General features: G+C 60.4%; 14 protein-coding genes and 2 pseudogenes. 3 read left to right on the forward strand and 13 right to left on the reverse strand.

The features are described from left to right. Positions 1 to 34: 34 nt before the first annotated feature. From PH605_RS06070 to PH605_RS06100, 7 genes are all read right to left on the reverse strand, one after another. On the reverse strand, positions 35 to 970 hold the full coding sequence (locus PH605_RS06070) for an ABC transporter substrate-binding protein (RefSeq protein ID WP_125145801.1): 936 nt from the start codon (positions 968 to 970) through the stop codon (positions 35 to 37). A gap of 127 nt (positions 971 to 1097) precedes the next feature. Further along, positions 1098 to 2036, reverse strand: a complete 939-nt coding sequence (locus PH605_RS06075; RefSeq protein ID WP_142844675.1) for an ABC transporter substrate-binding protein — start codon at positions 2034 to 2036, stop codon at positions 1098 to 1100. 23 nt (positions 2037 to 2059) lie between these two features. Beyond that, positions 2060 to 3865, reverse strand: a complete 1806-nt coding sequence (locus tag PH605_RS06080) for an amino acid ABC transporter permease/ATP-binding protein (protein WP_142844676.1) — start codon at positions 3863 to 3865, stop codon at positions 2060 to 2062. A gap of 14 nt (positions 3866 to 3879) precedes the next feature. Further along, positions 3880 to 4437, reverse strand: coding sequence for a GNAT family N-acetyltransferase (locus PH605_RS06085; RefSeq protein WP_065657179.1), 558 nt, complete (start codon positions 4435 to 4437; stop codon positions 3880 to 3882). Positions 4438 to 4458: 21 nt separating this feature from the next. After that, the gene (locus tag PH605_RS06090) at positions 4459 to 5646 is read right to left on the reverse strand and encodes a M20 aminoacylase family protein (protein ID WP_142844677.1); all 1188 of its coding nucleotides are present in this window, start codon (positions 5644 to 5646) and stop codon (positions 4459 to 4461) included. 82 nt (positions 5647 to 5728) lie between these two features. After that, positions 5729 to 7069, reverse strand: a complete 1341-nt coding sequence (locus PH605_RS06095; RefSeq protein WP_142844678.1) for an LLM class flavin-dependent oxidoreductase — start codon at positions 7067 to 7069, stop codon at positions 5729 to 5731. A gap of 22 nt (positions 7070 to 7091) precedes the next feature. Next, a complete protein-coding gene (locus PH605_RS06100) occupies positions 7092 to 8096 on the reverse strand; it encodes an LLM class flavin-dependent oxidoreductase (RefSeq protein ID WP_162856825.1) in 1005 nt (334 codons plus the stop codon). Positions 8097 to 8398: 302 nt separating this feature from the next. On the opposite strand from PH605_RS06100, the gene PH605_RS06105 reads away from it, so the two are divergent. Further along, positions 8399 to 8848, forward strand: a complete 450-nt coding sequence (locus tag PH605_RS06105) for an RrF2 family transcriptional regulator (RefSeq protein ID WP_142844680.1) — start codon at positions 8399 to 8401, stop codon at positions 8846 to 8848. A gap of 31 nt (positions 8849 to 8879) precedes the next feature. Here the strand turns inward: PH605_RS06105 and PH605_RS06110 are convergent, their stop codons facing one another. The 5 genes from PH605_RS06110 to PH605_RS06130 form a co-directional block, all read right to left on the reverse strand. Beyond that, complete coding sequence (locus tag PH605_RS06110) at positions 8880 to 9824, reverse strand: acyl-CoA dehydrogenase family protein (RefSeq protein ID WP_142844681.1); 945 nt, start codon at positions 9822 to 9824, stop codon at positions 8880 to 8882. Positions 9825 to 9874: 50 nt separating this feature from the next. Next, entirely contained in the window at positions 9875 to 10420 is a 546-nt protein-coding gene (locus PH605_RS06115; protein ID WP_142780525.1) for a flavin reductase family protein, read from the reverse strand. A 189-nt stretch (positions 10421 to 10609) separates the two neighbouring features. Next, positions 10610 to 11779: an FMNH2-dependent alkanesulfonate monooxygenase gene (gene ssuD / locus PH605_RS06120; RefSeq protein ID WP_020808882.1), complete on the reverse strand. Its 1170-nt coding sequence runs from the start codon at positions 11777 to 11779 to the stop codon at positions 10610 to 10612. A gap of 167 nt (positions 11780 to 11946) precedes the next feature. After that, positions 11947 to 12144, reverse strand: a complete 198-nt coding sequence (locus PH605_RS06125) for a hypothetical protein (protein ID WP_003524684.1) — start codon at positions 12142 to 12144, stop codon at positions 11947 to 11949. 187 nt (positions 12145 to 12331) lie between these two features. Beyond that, positions 12332 to 12934, reverse strand: coding sequence for an alpha/beta hydrolase (locus PH605_RS06130; protein WP_078053480.1), 603 nt, complete (start codon positions 12932 to 12934; stop codon positions 12332 to 12334). Positions 12935 to 13334: 400 nt separating this feature from the next. Between PH605_RS06130 and PH605_RS06135 the strand changes: the two genes are divergently transcribed. Beyond that, on the forward strand, positions 13335 to 14405 hold the full coding sequence (locus tag PH605_RS06135; RefSeq protein WP_078053479.1) for an LLM class flavin-dependent oxidoreductase: 1071 nt from the start codon (positions 13335 to 13337) through the stop codon (positions 14403 to 14405). Positions 14406 to 14459: 54 nt separating this feature from the next. Here the strand turns inward: PH605_RS06135 and PH605_RS06140 are convergent. Next, positions 14460 to 15479: pseudogene (locus tag PH605_RS06140) on the reverse strand (acyl-CoA dehydrogenase family protein); the annotation flags it as partial. Positions 15480 to 15483: 4 nt separating this feature from the next. Here PH605_RS06140 and PH605_RS06145 point away from each other — a divergent pair. Beyond that, positions 15484 to 15633: pseudogene (locus tag PH605_RS06145) on the forward strand (NtaA/DmoA family FMN-dependent monooxygenase); the annotation flags it as partial. Positions 15634 to 15659: the final 26 nt, after the last annotated feature.

Below are 15659 nucleotides of genomic sequence, written 5' to 3' on the forward strand. Positions count from 1 at the left end.
CGGGTATTGCAGTCCGCCGCATGTGTTCGACCGGTCAGCTTTTCGGCAGGCCGGGCGGGTTGGTCCGCGATTCCGGCAGGGCTTCTTCCGATAGCTGCCAGCGATCCAGAATCTTCGCGTAAGCGCCGCTCTTGATCAGGTCGTTGGTGGCAAGCGTCAGCGCATCGGCCAGTCCCGATCCCTTGCGGGTGGTGATGGCGACATCGGACCGCTCCGGCCAGCCGGCGGAAAGGGTGCCGACACGCTTGATGGTCTTGTCACGCGCGGCGATGAAGACCAGCTGCGCATGCGGCTGAACGATCACATCCGCCCGCCCCGCTGAAAGCGCCACAAGCCGGGTCGCTTCATCATCGTAATATTGCAGCTCGATCGGCTTCAATCCGGCGGCGACGTTTTCGTCGCTCCATTTCAGCAGAATACGCTCCTGATTGGTGCCGGCGCCGACGATGATCCTCAGGCCGGCCGCGTCCTTCGGCTCGCGGATGGCGGTTATGCCGCTGTCTGCCTTGACGAAAAATCCGTGCAGGCCCTGACGATAGGTGGAGAAATCGAACTTTTCCTTGCGCTGCTCGGTAACGCCAACATTCGAGATCACCGCATCGTATTTGCCGGAGGCAAGCCCCAGCGGCCAGTCCGCCCAGGCCACCGCCACCAGTTCCAGCTCCAAGCCAAGGCTGTCGGCCACCGCAAGCGCATAGTCGGGATCTGCGCCGACCACCGTTTTTGCATCCGTCGCATAGGTCGCGAGCGGCGGTCCGCCGGGTGCGACCGCGACAGTAAGTTTGCCCGGCGTGACGAATTTGAAATCCTTGGGAACGGCGGCAATTGCGCCGGGGTCTTTTTCAACCCGGATGCGGCCGGGTTGATCCGGCGACAGGTCGAAAACATCCGCTGCCGAAGCCGACCCAAGACCGACGATGGAGAGAAAGACGCCGAGCGTGGCCGTGGCGAGACGAGAGGTGAAGGTCATTGTGGTTTCCCGATAGAATGACTGCGGGACGGAGGTAGCGCGGACGGGAGGATGCCCGCGCTACCGGCTGAGTGATGTCCCACCTTCAACTCAGCTTTTGGCAACTCAGCTTTTTCGAAATCTGGCCTCAGCTCTTGGGCAGGCCGGGCGGATTGGTGCGGGATTCGGTGATGGCTTCGGAACCGAGATTCCAGCGGGCGAGAACCTTGCCGTAATTGCCGTTCTTGATCTGGGCGTTCAGCGCGGCGGTGATGGCCTCCGCTATGCCTGCATCCTTTTTCGAAGCGACGGCGATCTCGGCCGCTTCCGGCCAGCCGCCGGAGAAGGTGCCGACAAGCTTCGTCTTCTTCTGGCTTGCCGCCTGAAAGGCAGAGGTCGCATTAGGGCCGAGATAGGCATCCGCACGGCCGGATTGCAGGGCGACGTCAAGCACGGCCTGATCGTCATAATATTGCACCTCGGTATCGGCCAGCCCCTTCGCCTTGTTGTCCTTGATCCATTTCAGCAGGATCTGCTCCTGATTGGTGGCGGCCCCGACGATGACCTTTAGCCCTGCGACATCCTCCGGCTTGCCGATGGATGTGACCTTGCTGTTATTGCCGACATAGAAGCCGAGCAGATCGTTGCGGTAGCTGGAAAAATCGAACTGTTCCTTGCGGGCTTCCGTCACCGTGATGTTGGAAGTAACGGCGTCATATTTGCCGGATGCAAGACCGAGCGGCCAGTCCGCCCAGGCGATGGGCACAAGCTGCAGCTCAAGGCCAAGGCTGTCGGCGACCAGCTGGGCGATATCCGGTTCCACGCCGATCGGCGTTTTTGTGTCGCTCGCATAATCCACCAGCGGCAGCCGGAAGGGAACGGTCGCGACCGTCAGCTTTCCGTCGGCGATGAATTTGTGGCCGGCGGGCAGAAGCTTGATTGCCTCTTCCACCTTTTCGACGCGCACCCGCCCCTTCTGTTCGGGAGACAGGTCAACCTCCTGCGCATGCACGACCGGGATGAGCGCAGCAGTGGCGGTGAAAAGACCGCCGGCAAGCAGGGACAATAATTTCGATGAAAATGCCATGTGAGTGTTTCCTTTGTTGTTGATTAGAGAACTTTTGCGAGAAATTCGGCCGTGCGCGGGTGGTCCGGCTTGTTGAACACTTTCTCCGGCGTGCCCGTTTCGAGAATGCGGCCCTGTTCCATGAAGACGACCCTGTCGGAGACTTCGCGGGCAAAGCCGATTTCGTGGGTGACGATGATGAGAGTGACGCCGGAGCGGGACAGCTCCTTGATGACATCCAGCACCTCATTGACAAGCTCCGGGTCGAGCGCGGATGTCGGCTCGTCGAAGAGCAGCACCTTCGGCCGCAGCGCTAAGGCCCGGGCAATCGCCACACGCTGCTGCTGCCCGCCGGAAAGCTGGCGGGGGTAAGCACCGGCCTTTTCGGCCAGACCGACACGGGCCAGAAGATCGCGCGCCTCGGCTTCCGCCTGTTCTTTCGATATGCCGCGAACCACGACCGGCGCTTCTACGATGTTCTCAAGCGCGGTCAGATGCGGGAACAGATTGAAGCTCTGGAACACCATGCCCACTTCGGCGCGGCGCTTCAGAATGTCCTTTTCCTTCAGCTCATAAAGCGTGTCGCCTTTCTGACGATAACCGACCAGCTCGCCGTCGATGGCGATGAAGCCGTCGTCGACACGCTCCAGATGGTTGATGGAGCGCAGCAATGTGGACTTGCCGGAGCCGGACTGGCCGAGAATGGTGGTGACACTGCCTGCCGGAATGGAGAGCGTGACATCGTCCAGCACCTTCAGTGTTCCGAAGGACTTGGAAACGCCGTGGATATTGACCGAACCGCCACGATTGCCGAGCTGGAAACTTCCCGTCCTGGCGGCAGCCGGTCGTTCAGGTCTTTCAATGGGGGGCGCTGGCGTCTCCACCGCTTCCGGCAAGGGCCTGCGCGGCAGGAATGTGCGATAGAGCGTGGCAAACAGCGAGGGCGGCGGATTGCGCAGCGCACCGCGCGAGAAGTGGCGTTCGATGTGATGCTGAACAATGGAAAGCGCGGTCAGGATCACCAGATACCAGACGGTGGCGACCATCAGCAGCGGGATCACTTCCAGATTGCGGCGATAGATGATCTGGATCGTATAGAACAGCTCCGGCAGCGCGAGGATATAGACCTGCGACGTGCCCTTGGCCAAGCCGATAATATCGTTGAAGGCCGTGGGCAGGATAGAGCGCATCGCCTGCGGCAGGACGATGCGGGACGCCTGCCGCCTGCGCGGAAGGCCGAGCGCGGCGGCAGCTTCGAGCTGCCCCTGATCGACTGAAAGGATTCCGCCGCGAACGATTTCGGAGGCGAAAGCGGCCTGATTGAGCGTCAGCCCCAAAACGGCCGCCGCAAAGGGCGTCATCAGCTGTGTCGTATTCCAGCTGAAGAAATTGATGCCGGTATAGGGCACACCGATTGTCACTGTTTCATAGAGATAGCCGAGATTGTTGAGGATCAGCAAAAGCACGATCAGCGGGATGGAGCGAAAAATCCAGATATAGGTCCAGGAGACAGCGACCAGCAGCGGCGAACGGGAAACACGGGCAAGCGCCAGCAGGGTTCCCAACACAAAACCAAACAACGCACCGAGCGCGGTCAGGAGCAGCGTCCGGCCGAGACCCACCAGCACCGGTTCGGCGAAGAACCATTCGGCAAACACATCCCAGCCCCAGCGCGGGTTGCCGAAAACGGAATGCACGACGGCGGCAATGATGAGGACGGAGAAAACCGTGCCCACCGTCCGCAGCGGGTAGCGGGCCGGAACGATGCGGAAATGGGAGTAACCGCCCGTGATCGGTTCACTCTTCTTGTCGCCCACGGCGAGATGCGGAAAATCAGAGGCTATCGTCATCGGAAAAAGGCCTTTCACGGATGGGCGGAAGAGGGTTGCGGCCGCACAGTCGCTATCGGCGCTCCTCCCGGAACAGAGACGGGTGCGGGTTCGGACAGCCATTTTTCGAAGGGCAACGACCGGATCGTCTCGGGATCGGCCGCGGTATCGAACAAAGCGCGATAACCATTGGTGAGATAAAGACCGACCGCTTCCGGCTGACGGAAGCCAGTGGTCAGATACACGCGGGCATAACCCTGCCGGATCGCCTGCTGCTCCAGTTCCCGGAGCACGATTTTCGCAAGCCCTTGCCGGCGATGGGCGGAATGGGTCCAGACCCGTTTGAATTCCGCCGTTTCGTCGTCGTAACGCATGAAGGCGCCGCCGGCGATCGCTTTGCCGTCGCGCAGGAGCAGCAGGAAATTGCCCGATGGCGGGCTGAAGGCTTCCGGCGGATATTTGTTCAGCTCCGCCTTGGCCCCTTCCGCATTGAAGAACGTGCCGTAGCGGCTGTCATATTCGAACAGCAACTCCTCCAGAAGCGGCGCTGCGAGCGGATCCTTGACGGATGTGTAGAAAAAACTGTCGCTCATGTCCTTGTCCTAATTTTCGCGTCAGGAGAGATAGGCTTCCGCCAGCCGCACCCAGAAGCGTGCTGCCGGCGCGATGATCGCGTCGTTGAAATCGTAGTGGGGACTGTGCAGCGGTGCGCTGTCGCCATTGCCGACGAAGAGATAAGAACCGGGCCGCTCCTGCAGCATGAAGGCGAAATCCTCGCTCGCCGTGCGCGGCTGGAACGCTTCGGCGATCTGCCCGGCGGCGAAATACCGTTTGGCGATATCGCGGGCGAAACCCGTCTGAGGGATGTGGTTGATGACCGGCGGGAAGCCGCGGGAATAGGCGACCTCGGCCTTCGCGCCGAAACTCTCGGCCTGCGCTTTGGCCAGCGCCGGGAGCCGCTCCTCCAGCCTGTCACGCACGGCAGGCGAAAAAGCCCGGGCGGTGATGTGAAGCTCGACGCTTTCGGGAATGACGTTGGAGGCGGTTCCGCCATGGATGGAGCCGACCGTCAGCACCGCCATCTCGCGCGGATCGACATTGCGCGAAACGATGCTCTGCAGGGCGGTGACGAAGCTTGCCGAGGCGAGAACCGGATCGACCGTCTCATGCGGCGCGGCGCCATGCCCGCCCTTGCCGACAATCCGCACCTTCGCCTTGTCGACGGAGGCCATGGCCGGGCCTTCGACGAAGCCAAACTGTCCGGTGTCGACACCCGGCCAATTATGAAGGCCGAAGACGGCATCGACCGGAAACCGCTCGAAAAGCCGGTCCTTTATCATCGCCCTTGCCCCGGCGCCGATTTCCTCGGCCGGCTGGAAGATCAGCGTCAGCGTGCCGGAAAAACTCGATGTTTCGGCAAGATACCGGGCAGCGGCAAGCAGGATCGTCGTATGGCCATCGTGACCGCACGCATGCATGACGCCCTGCGTCTGGCTGGCATAGGCAAGGCCGGTTTCCTCGACAATCGGCAGGGCGTCGATATCGGCGCGAATGCCGACGCGTTTTTCGCCATGACCGCGTTTCAACGTGGCGACAACGCCGTGGCCGCCGACACCTTCCGTCACCTCATATCCGAACGACAAGAGATAGCGGGCAATGAGCGCCGCCGTGCGTTTTTCCTTGAGCGAAAGCTCGGGATGCCGGTGGAGATCATGCCGGATGGCGATGCTCTCGTCGATGAAGGCGAGGATTCCCCGTTCGGCGTCGTCCTGCGGACGCGCGCCGTCAATGCGGATATTCATGGTTCTGTCTCCTGCGCGGCTCGCTACGCGCCGCGTCTTGAAATCTGCACCGGGCGGCAATCGTCTCCGCCCGGCAGCAAGCTCAGGCGATGGCCTTGTCCGACCCGTTTTCGCGGCGGGAATAGACGCTTTCCCTGAAAGGCAGGCCGAGATGGTCGCGCAGCGTCGCCCCTTCCAGATGCGGATCGAAATAACCGCGCCGTTGCAGCACCGGGATGACGAGGCGGATGAAATCGTCCAATCCCTCGGCAATCACCGGGAAGCCCAGAATGAAGCCATCGGCCGCATCGTGCTCCACCCAGCGGATGATTTCGTCAGCCACCTTGTCTGGCGTGCCGATAAAACCTTCACGCGGGGTCGCTGCCTCCAGCGCCGCCTCGCGCAGCGTCTGGTTCTTTTCCTTGGCCCGCCGCTTGATGCGGTCGGTCGTGGAGCGGAAACTGTTCTTGCCGATCTCGCCGAGCTCAGGGAAAGGCTCGTCCAGCGGATAGGCGCTGAAATCATGATGATCGAAGAAACGGCCGAGATAAGCGAGCGCATCCTCGATGGTGATGAGGTTGCGAATGACGTCGTATTTCGCCTCCGCTTCCTCCTGCGTCTCGCCGACAATCGGGCCGATGCCAGGGAAAATCTTCACATCGGCAGCGGACCTGCCCTGCGCAACGGCGCTCTGTTTTACACGCTTGAGGAAGGTCTGGTTTTCCTCCAGCGAAGCGGAATTGGTGAAGACCGCATCCGCATGTTTGCCCGCAAGACCGATGCCGGCATCGGAGGAACCGGCCTGGAATACGACCGGCTGCCCCTGCGGCGAACGCTGGATATTGAGCGGGCCTTCCACCTGGAAGAAGCGGCCCTTATGGCCGAGCGTATGGAGTTTGGCGCGGTCGAAGAACTGTCCCGTCTCGCGGTTGCGCAGGAAAGCGTCGTCGTCCCAGCTGTCCCACAGGCCCTTGATCACTTCGAGATATTCGTCGGCGATCTCGTAACGCAGCGCATGTTCGGGGTGGTTGCGGCTGTAATTCTTCGCCGTACCTTCAAGCGGCGTCGTCACGGCATTCCACCCGGCGCGGCCGCCGCTCAGCAGATCGAGCGAGGCGAACTGACGGGCAATGGTGAAGGGGTCGCTATAGGAGGTCGAAACGGTGCCGGCGAGACCGATCTTCGAGGTCACGGAGGCGAGCGCCGAAAGGATCGTCAGCGGCTCGAACCGGTTGAGGAAATGCGGGATCGACTTGTCATTGATATATAGCCCATCCGCCACGAAAGCGAAGGCGATGCCCGCCCCTTCCGCCTTCAGCGCGGTCTTCCTGAAGAAATCGAAATTGACGCTAGCATCCACCGGGCTTTTGGGGTGCCGCCAGGCATTCATGTGCCCGCCGGGGCCCTGAAGCATGATGCCGAAACGGATTTTCTTTCTCGTCATGTCATTCCCTCCTCAGAGAAAATTACGCCGCCCGGGAAAGGCGATGCGTGGCAAGCAGTTCTATCGAGGCAAGCCGCTGATCGGCACCGACATGCGGCGGCTCGATGATGAATTCCTCGATGCCGTGCTCTTCGGAAAGCGCACGAAGCGCCTTGTGAATATCCTCCGGCCCGCCATGCAGGACGTTGGGCTTGCGCTCTTCGATGCGGTAATCGGTATCGCCGGACTGGCGGGCGAATTCCTCCGCCTGTTCACGCCGGCCGAGGTTGAACGCCCGGCCGTCGCTGAGGAATACACGGTAGATGCGCTGACCTTCCACCTGTCTCGCGGCATGGGCGGGGTCGCTGGCCGCAAAAGCCGACAAAGCAAGGATCGGAGCGCTTCCGCCGCTTTCCTCCCGGAAAGCCGAGAGGCTGCGGCGGAGAACCTCCGCATCGCCATTGAGATGGCCGGCAAACACGAAATTCCACCCCCTTGAAGCCGCAAGCCTTGCGCTTTCCGGGCTGGCGCCGAGCAGAAATCTTTCCGCAGCGACTGGCGGCGCAGGTGTTGCCCGCAGCTCGGCCTGTGCGTGGTCCTGCGGCGCGGCGCCGGACAAAAACGTGGTGAGTTCACTGAAGGCCGTTTCGAAATCCGGTTTGCTGGCAGGATCATAGGCCTGCTGCAAGGCCGACGTCGCCAGCGGCAACCCGCCCGGTGTCTTGCCGATGCCGAGATCGACCCGGCCGGGCGCAAGCGACGACAGGACATTGAAAACCTCGGCAACCTTGTAAGGGCTATAGTGTTGCAACATGACGCCGCCCGAGCCGACGCGAATGTGGGAGGTTTTCGCCAATATCCACGAAACCAGCGCTTCCGGTGCGGAACCGGCAAGCTCCGGCGAATTGTGATGTTCGGCCACCCAGAAACGGCGGTAACCCAGCTCTTCGGCGCGCCTGGCAAGATTGATCGTGTCGCGGAATGCACTCGCCGCGTCCTCACCCGTTGGAACCGGGCTCTTGTCCAGCAAACTGAGCGTATACATCATCACCTCGCGTGTCTTTGATGCATACTTTGTCTACCGATTTTATATTCTAATAAAGGATGATCGTTCCACGTTGCAGCGCGATCAGAGAAAATATTGTTTTCAGTGATGTTTTCGGAAGCCAGCCCTTGCAAAGCCATCGATAGAGCCGAAGGAATGGCGCCAAAAGGCTGCAACAGGCCGCTTTCAACGCCAAACCCGGACGAAACGGGCTTGCGCGAGAATTCGCTAAAAACTACTTAGTAAGTTAGGAATAATATGGCTCGGCGCCGTAAAACGTGCCGACTCTCTTTTCGGATCATGCGATGTTGACCAAAAAAGGCAAATACGGATTAAAGGCTCTTGTCGATCTGGCGCGGTTGCCCCAGGGCGAGACCGCCTTCGTGACCGAAATTGCAACCCGCAACAATATCCCGAAAAAATTCCTGGATACTATTCTTCTGGAGCTGCGCAATAGCGGCATTCTGCGCTCCAAGAAGGGTCCGAATGGCGGTTATTCGCTGTCGAAAACGCCATCGGAAATCATGATCGGGCAGGTCATCCGCACGCTGGACGGACCTCTGGCCCCCATTCGCTGCGCAAGCCGCACGGCTTTTGAAGCCTGTGACGACTGTGATGATCCGGAGACCTGTCAGGTTAGGGTTTCGATGACGGACGTGCGTGACGCCATCGCAACCATTCTGGACAACATGACACTCGCACAATTCGTGGCCAAGGATGGGCAGAACGCCCGCTCCATTCCGGCCGGCGAATAGGATTCCGCACGGCCCTCCATCCGAGATTTGCCTATTGCCTGCGCAGATCGTCGTCCAGCGACGCGATCAGCCCGGCTTCACTGACGCCTTCGACAAGACCGAGGCGCGCCATCAGGATTTCAAGCGTGATGGCATTGTTGCGAACCGAACGAAAGGTGACGTTTTCCGCTCCCACCTGGGCCGCATCGATGTTGGCCGCAAGGCTGGATATCTGCGCCTTCAGGAGTTCGATGGCGAGAAATATTTCGCCTATCACGGGTCGCGCCGCGCCATCGCCGGCCAGCCTGTCGATCAGCAGCGCCGAAAGTTCACGCTGCTTCTGCCCCAGAGCCACGGCGGCTTTCAAAAGGGTGGAAACGGAAACGGCCAGATTTCCGGCGCCCTGAGCCAGAAACACCACCTGATCCGCGCGTAACAGACCTTCCCATGACGTATTGGGGCGGTTGCGCAGAACAACGAGCAAAGGCTGCCCGGCCGTGTTGACGGCTGGCACGACAATCCAGTCCGCGTGGCCCCTCACCGACCCCGCAACGTCATCGGGAAGCCGCAGGGCGTAGTCGTCTTCCGTCACCGTAACCGCCTGATCCAGATCCGCGGCAGATACTGCCAGTGCGAAGGTCTCGCCAAGATCGAGACGGGCGAAGAGCGCCTTGCGCTGGTCTTCGCTGCCCGCATTCCTGATGAATTCAAGCGCGGTGAAATGTTCGACGAGATCATGCGCCGCCGCCGCATCGGCTGCGGAAATGATGGCGAGCGCCTGCGAGAGAACATCATTGGTGATGTCCGTCCCGCCCAGTTCCGTTGGAACGGAAAGAGCAAGAAGACCGGAACGGGCGATCCGCGCATGGATTTGCCCCGGACTTTCAACGGCGCAGTTTTCGGCGATCGTGCGGGCAACGGTCAGCACATCGATATCCGCGCCGAGGCGTGGAGGAACGAAACGAAGTCTTTCGCCGAGAGGCGTGACGGATCCCATGCTCAACTCCCTCAAAGAATGACAAAGTGAAAGCGCCGAACGACCGGCGCTCAGTCCAGAGAATGATAACGCCCGTTTTGATAGAGCAGCGAATGGCCGGAGCCGATGCGGATCGCCTCAACCTTGCCGATGACGATGACGTGGCTGTGCCGTTCGATCGTCTCTTCAATGGTGCAATCGATCGCGGCAACAGCGTCTTCGAGAATGGGCGCACCGCTCGACAGCCGTGTCCATTCCGCACCGCGATACCGGTCCGGACCCTTCAGGCCGCCGATGCCGGCAAACTGATTGGCGACGAACTGATGGTTCGCCCCGACGATGTTGACGGCGAAATGACCGAAACGCTGCACCACCGGCCATGTGGATGAGGATCGGTTGAGCGCCACCAGAATGCGCGGCGGATCGACCGACAAAGCGGTGGCCGAGGTCACGGTCGCGCCCGTTCGCTCGTCGCCCTCACCCGCCGTAATCACGCTGACACCGCCGCCCAGCGTTCTCAGCGCCGCCTTGAGGCTGTCGGCATCCGCCGCCCTGCCGGCGACCGGGTCGCGGAGGTTGATGAATTGTTGATCCTTGGCCGCATATTGCAATGTCATCGGGTTGCTCCTGAAAACAGCTGAATTGTTCAATAGCTAGCAGCGGCAGCGGGGGATGAAATAGACATCGTTTTCCATAATGATAATATTCTATAGAAATAATGTTTTATGTGCCGCCGTCCGATTTATTCCCACTGCAAGGTTATCTGCCGAAAAGGTGGGAGGCACAGGTCGCCTCCCCTCGAAGGATCAGGATCCGGACACCAGCTTGACGTTGCCGCCATGACCGCCGCCACCGAAAACCTGTTTCGCGCCGAAAGAAGATCGTATCTGGTTGCGAGGCCCGCCAAGGCCGATTTCCGGAAACAGCAGTTCGGATAGCCGATAGGCTTCCTCCAGATGCGGATACCCCGAGGCGATGACGGTATCGATGCCTAGCGCCTGATATTCCCTGAGCCGCGCCGCTACCGTCTTCGGCGAACCGACCAGCGCCGTGCCCGCACCCGAACGGACGAGACCGATGCCCGCCCACAAATTCGGAGAGACTTCCAGCCGGTCGCGCCGGCCATTGTGCAGCGCCTGCATTCTCGCCTGCCCGACGGAATCCGAAGCCCTAGAGAAGACTTCCTGAGCGGATGCGATGGTTTCGTCGGAGAGCTTCGAGATCAACCGCTCTGCATCTGCCCATGCTTCCTCGTCGGTTTCACGAACGATGAAATGCAGACGGATGCCGAAGGTAACCTTGCGCCCCTTTTTGGCGGCGGCGGCGCGCACCTTGGCGATTTTTTCCGCCACCTGCGCCGGCGGTTCGCCCCAGGTGAGATATTTGTCGGTGATACCGGCGGAAAACTCGATGCCGGCATCGGAAGAGCCGCCAAAATAAAGCGGCGGGCGCGGTTCCTGCACCGGCGGCAGCCCGAGTTTCGCGTCCACCGCCTTGATATATTTGCCGTCGAGGCTTCCCTTGCCGGTTTCGATCAGCGAATTGAACACCTGGAAGAACTCATCGGCGTGGTCGTAACGCTCGTCATGCGGCAGGAAGATGCCGTCACCGGCCAATTCCTGCGCGCTGCCGCCAACCACGATGTTGAGAAGCAGCCGGCCATGGGAAACGCGATCGAGCGTCGAAGCAAGCCGCGCATAATAGGCGGGCGAAGCGACGCCCGGACGGATGGCGACGAGGAATTTCAGCTTCTCGGTATAGGCAGCGAGATTGGCCGCAAGGATGAAGGATTCTTCACAGGCGACACCGGTGGGGATGAGCACGCCTGAATAACCGAGCCGATCGGCAGCCTGGGCTATTTCCCGGAAATAGCCGGGATCGGCAGGACGCGAAAGATCATCCGAGCCGAGATAGCTGCCATCGCCTGAGGTAGGTATGAACCATAGAAAATCGAGTGGTTTATCGGATGTGCTCATCGGCAGGTCCTTTGCAATCTGCCCTTGGGCAATGCGCTTGATGATAAAAGGGTAGCCAATTCCCCGGCGCGTTTAAGAAATTTTGTTCCAATTTCCATCCGGCGAGGAGAGTTTCTCTCCCGGATGAACCGCGCTGCAAAGGGAAAAGGAACCCTCGCTGATGGTAGTCAGAAGACCGGATAAAGGCCGAGCATCGCAAAGTTCATTTCGCAGATCTCTTCCCGTTCGAGTTCGAGATCGCTTTTCTCCTGCCTGATGCGTCCGGAATGATCCAGAGGATGAAGGCTGACCTGTTCCTCTTCCCGCGGCTGACGCCGGGTCAAACCGAACAGATCGAAAGTAAACGCATGAAGTCCCTGCGGCATGTGCGCCTCCTTTGCTCAACTCCCCTTATCCTCAGGCGACCGTCCGAAATCGTCAATATTTTCCATAAAATTACTATTCTATAATTGGAGGATCGCCGGCAAATGTGGACTAAGGTTGCGGCGGCGGGAAAAAATCCGTTTCCGGCTGCCAATAATCGGGCACGGAACCGAACGATCAGTCATTTCCTCAAAAATGCGCGTCGCCCAGGGCAGTCAATCTGCGCAGCCTCGATCCGGCCACCGCCTTTGCAGGTGCGCCATCTGCCTTCAACCGTTCGAGAAGAGCATAACCCTCAGGCCATCGTCCGTAGCCGCTGGCAATATTGATATGTCCGACGGCGCCGAGATTGATGAGATCGCTCCCCCACAGGCTCGCACTGCGCGCGTACTCTTCGCAATCCATATAGGGATCGTTCATGCTGCCCACGACGAGGCTGGGAAAAGCAAGCGGTTGCCGCGGAAACGCGCCGAACCGGACGATACATGGATGCATCGCCTCGACGCGGTCGAGATGGGCGGGTGCGACCAGAAGCGCGCCCTTTATCTTGGCGGCCGAGGGACGAGACGCCATATTCGCCACCAGCAGGCAACCGAGGCTGTGGGCGACGATATAAGCGCTTTCGACTGTCGCCAGCGCGGCCTCGAGACGATCGAGCCAGTCCGCGAGAACCGGGCATTGCCAATTGTCCTGATCGACAAGCTTCGAGTCGGGATCATCCAGCAACCAGTGCCGCTGCCAATGTCCTTCATCCGAACCATTCAGGCCAGGGACAATCAAGGTGGTACACATGCCTGCTCCATGAGTTGTGGGCGGTATGCCGCAAGCATGGTGAATTTCGCGATTTCCGTCGACTATTGCCTTGCTCACCTTTCGAAGCCTCGCGGAAAATCGATCCATCCAATTTAGATCATGCAGAAAATGCGTTCTCCAGGGAGGGAATAATTTCGTCCGTAGGGAATCATTTCCTCAAATTTTTTATATAGAAAATATGTGCAATATAGTCTTTCCAGACGGAAAGCTTTTCCTCCGCCGCATGACAAAAGAAACATCGCTGCTTCGCCGGGCCGCCGCCGCTTTGCCATTCTCGCAGCTGCGGAGGCTTGCGCCTCGCGGGAGACACAAGCGGTGAAGGCCAAACGTCAGCAGGGCCATTCCACCGCACCATAAAACGAAAATTCAGGCGGATAATGTGATCAGCACAAGCGAATTTCTCTGGTACATCCCCAATGACGTCAAACCCGGCCACCGGGGCGACGCCGTCAGCGAAAACCACAATAGTCTCGATACATTGACGAGCCATGCCAAAGCGCTTGAAACCCATGGCTGGAAAGGCGCGCTGCTCGGCACCGGCTGGGGACGTCCGGATACATTTACGGTGGCGGCGGCGCTTGCGGCCCGCACCACCACATTCGAGCCGCTGATCGCTATCCGTCCCGGCTACTGGAAGCCGGCCAACCTCGCATCCGCCGCCGCCACGCTCGACCAGCTTTCCGCCGGTAGAGTTCGGATCAACATCGTTTCCGGCAGGGATGAGCTTGCCGCCTATGGCGATGAAGAAGGCGATCAGGCGCAGCGTTATGCCCGCACGAAAGAATTCATGCGGCTGGTGCGGCGGCTCTGGACCGAGGAAAACGTCACTTTTAATGGCGATCATTTCCGGGTCACGAACTCCACCGTTTCGCCGCGCATCGCCGTGCGCGAAGGCCGGCCGCATCCCAAACTCTATTTCGGCGGCGCTTCCGAAGCAGCCGAGCAGGTTGCCGCAACCGAGGCCGATGTGCAGCTTTTCTGGGGAGAACCGCTCGCTGGCGTGCGCGAAAGGATCGAGCGGCTGAGGCACTTCAGCGAAAAGCTCGGCCGCGATCTGCCGCCGCTGCAATTCGGCCTGCGGATCACCACGCTGGTACGCGAAACCACAGCCGAGGCATGGCGCGATGCGGAAGCGAAAGTTGCCGAGATGGCCGCAAACAATGGCGTACGCTGGAACGACCATCTTCAGGCCGTGGCGGTCGGCCAGCGCCGCCTGCTGGATTTGCACCGTCAGAGCGACGTGCTGGACGACAATCTCTATACCGCGCCGGGCAAATTCGGCGGCGGCGGGGCGGGAACCACATGGCTTGTCGGCTCGGCGGAAGATGTCGCCGCGTCACTGCGCAAATACCGCGCGCTGGGCATCAGCCATTTCGTGCTTTCCGACACGCCCTATCTCAAGGAAATCGAGCGGCAGGGCGAGAGCTTGCTGCCGCTGCTGCTGGATTGATGGGCGTAACCTGAAAATGGGCGGCCCACCTCGGACAGGGCCGCCCTTTTGCTTTCAGCCGCCCGCCGCCTTGATGCTCTGACGACCGAGAATCGTTCGGATCATATGGCTCTGCGGCGCATGCGCCCTTGCCGTTATGGCGTCGCGGTGATGGCGCTCAAGGTCGTAATCCCGGCGCAGGCCGCGATTGCCGCCAAGCTCCAGCGCCAGATCAGTCACCCCCACGGCATTGTCGATAACCACATGACGAACGGCCAGTGCATCGGTTCCCACCCTCTCCCCCGCATCGACATCGCGGGCGACGGAGAGAAGGAGGCGTCGGTTCGCCGCCAGCAGCACCTCGATCTGGCCGAGACCTTCCTGAATGCGGGGGATGGAGGACAGCGGTGCGCCAAGGCTTGCCGGAACATGGCCATTCAGATGGCGCAACAAATCGTCCCGCGCCGAAAGCGCGACACCGTGATAGACGGAGGCCAGCAGAACGAAGAAATTATACCCGTCCGCTTCATCGCGCCGCAGTGGCTCATCCGCCGGCTGCTCGGCGACGATATCGGCAAGCGGCACCTTCACGTCTTCCAGCACCAGATCATGGCTGGCTGTGGCATACATGCCGGTCGCCTCCCATGCTTTTTCCTGGGCGATGCCAGCCGCATCGAGAGGAACAAGAAGCTGAATGAGGCGCGGCGTCTCTTCCGTCGTCACGGCAAGCACGATCGCCCATTTCAGGCCCGGCAGGCCGGTGACGAAGCTCTTGCGGCCATTGACTACCCAGAAATCGCCCTCGATCCGCGCCGTCGTTTCCGGCAGGCCGCCATGGGCCGGCGAACCGACACCCGGCTCCGCCTGCGCATTGTTCAGGAGCGCCGGTTCCCTGCTATTGGCGGCCAGTACCCTTGCCGCAAGTGCTGCCGGCCACTTGCCGCGCCGTATCGCGGCATGAACGCTGTAATGCATGGCAAGGATGAGGGCGGTCGACGGATCGCCTTTTGCAATGGCCGTAATGACGGCATGTGCCGTTTCCATGCCCTCGCCCCAGCCGCCATCCTTTTCAGCCGTGACGAGACCCAGCAGGCCGGGTGGTTACACCCTGCAGCCGCCGCGAGCACCCGACGACATTGCTGAATTCGTCGAAAAGGTCGTGCCGGTGCTTCAGGATCGGGGTGTTTACCCGCGCCAATATGAAGGCGCGACGATCCGCGACCGCTATGGCCTGCCTTATCCAGATTGAATAGCAGCGGTGGCGCTATCGCAAAT

It is taken from the genome of Agrobacterium sp. CFBP 3001 (genome assembly GCF_027871605.1).
Taxonomy (GTDB): Bacteria; Pseudomonadota; Alphaproteobacteria; order Rhizobiales; family Rhizobiaceae; genus Agrobacterium; species Agrobacterium leguminum.

Excerpts from the sequence above, each read along its gene's own strand:
- PH605_RS06070 (WP_125145801.1), bottom strand. The coding sequence starts at position 970 with ATGACCTTCACCTCTCGTCTCGCCACGGCCACGCTCGGCGTCTTTCTC.
- PH605_RS06075 (WP_142844675.1), bottom strand. The coding sequence starts at position 2,036 with ATGGCATTTTCATCGAAATTATTGTCCCTGCTTGCCGGCGGTCTTTTC.
- PH605_RS06080 (WP_142844676.1), bottom strand. The coding sequence starts at position 3,865 with ATGACGATAGCCTCTGATTTTCCGCATCTCGCCGTGGGCGACAAGAAG.
- PH605_RS06085 (WP_065657179.1), bottom strand. The coding sequence starts at position 4,437 with ATGAGCGACAGTTTTTTCTACACATCCGTCAAGGATCCGCTCGCAGCG.
- PH605_RS06090 (WP_142844677.1), bottom strand. The coding sequence starts at position 5,646 with ATGAATATCCGCATTGACGGCGCGCGTCCGCAGGACGACGCCGAACGG.
- PH605_RS06095 (WP_142844678.1), bottom strand. The coding sequence starts at position 7,069 with ATGACGAGAAAGAAAATCCGTTTCGGCATCATGCTTCAGGGCCCCGGC.
- PH605_RS06100 (WP_162856825.1), bottom strand. The coding sequence starts at position 8,096 with ATGATGTATACGCTCAGTTTGCTGGACAAGAGCCCGGTTCCAACGGGT.
- PH605_RS06105 (WP_142844680.1), top strand. The coding sequence starts at position 8,399 with ATGTTGACCAAAAAAGGCAAATACGGATTAAAGGCTCTTGTCGATCTG.
- PH605_RS06110 (WP_142844681.1), bottom strand. The coding sequence starts at position 9,824 with ATGGGATCCGTCACGCCTCTCGGCGAAAGACTTCGTTTCGTTCCTCCA.
- PH605_RS06115 (WP_142780525.1), bottom strand. The coding sequence starts at position 10,420 with ATGACATTGCAATATGCGGCCAAGGATCAACAATTCATCAACCTCCGC.
- ssuD (WP_020808882.1), bottom strand. The coding sequence starts at position 11,779 with ATGAGCACATCCGATAAACCACTCGATTTTCTATGGTTCATACCTACC.
- PH605_RS06125 (WP_003524684.1), bottom strand. The coding sequence starts at position 12,144 with ATGCCGCAGGGACTTCATGCGTTTACTTTCGATCTGTTCGGTTTGACC.
- PH605_RS06130 (WP_078053480.1), bottom strand. The coding sequence starts at position 12,934 with ATGTGTACCACCTTGATTGTCCCTGGCCTGAATGGTTCGGATGAAGGA.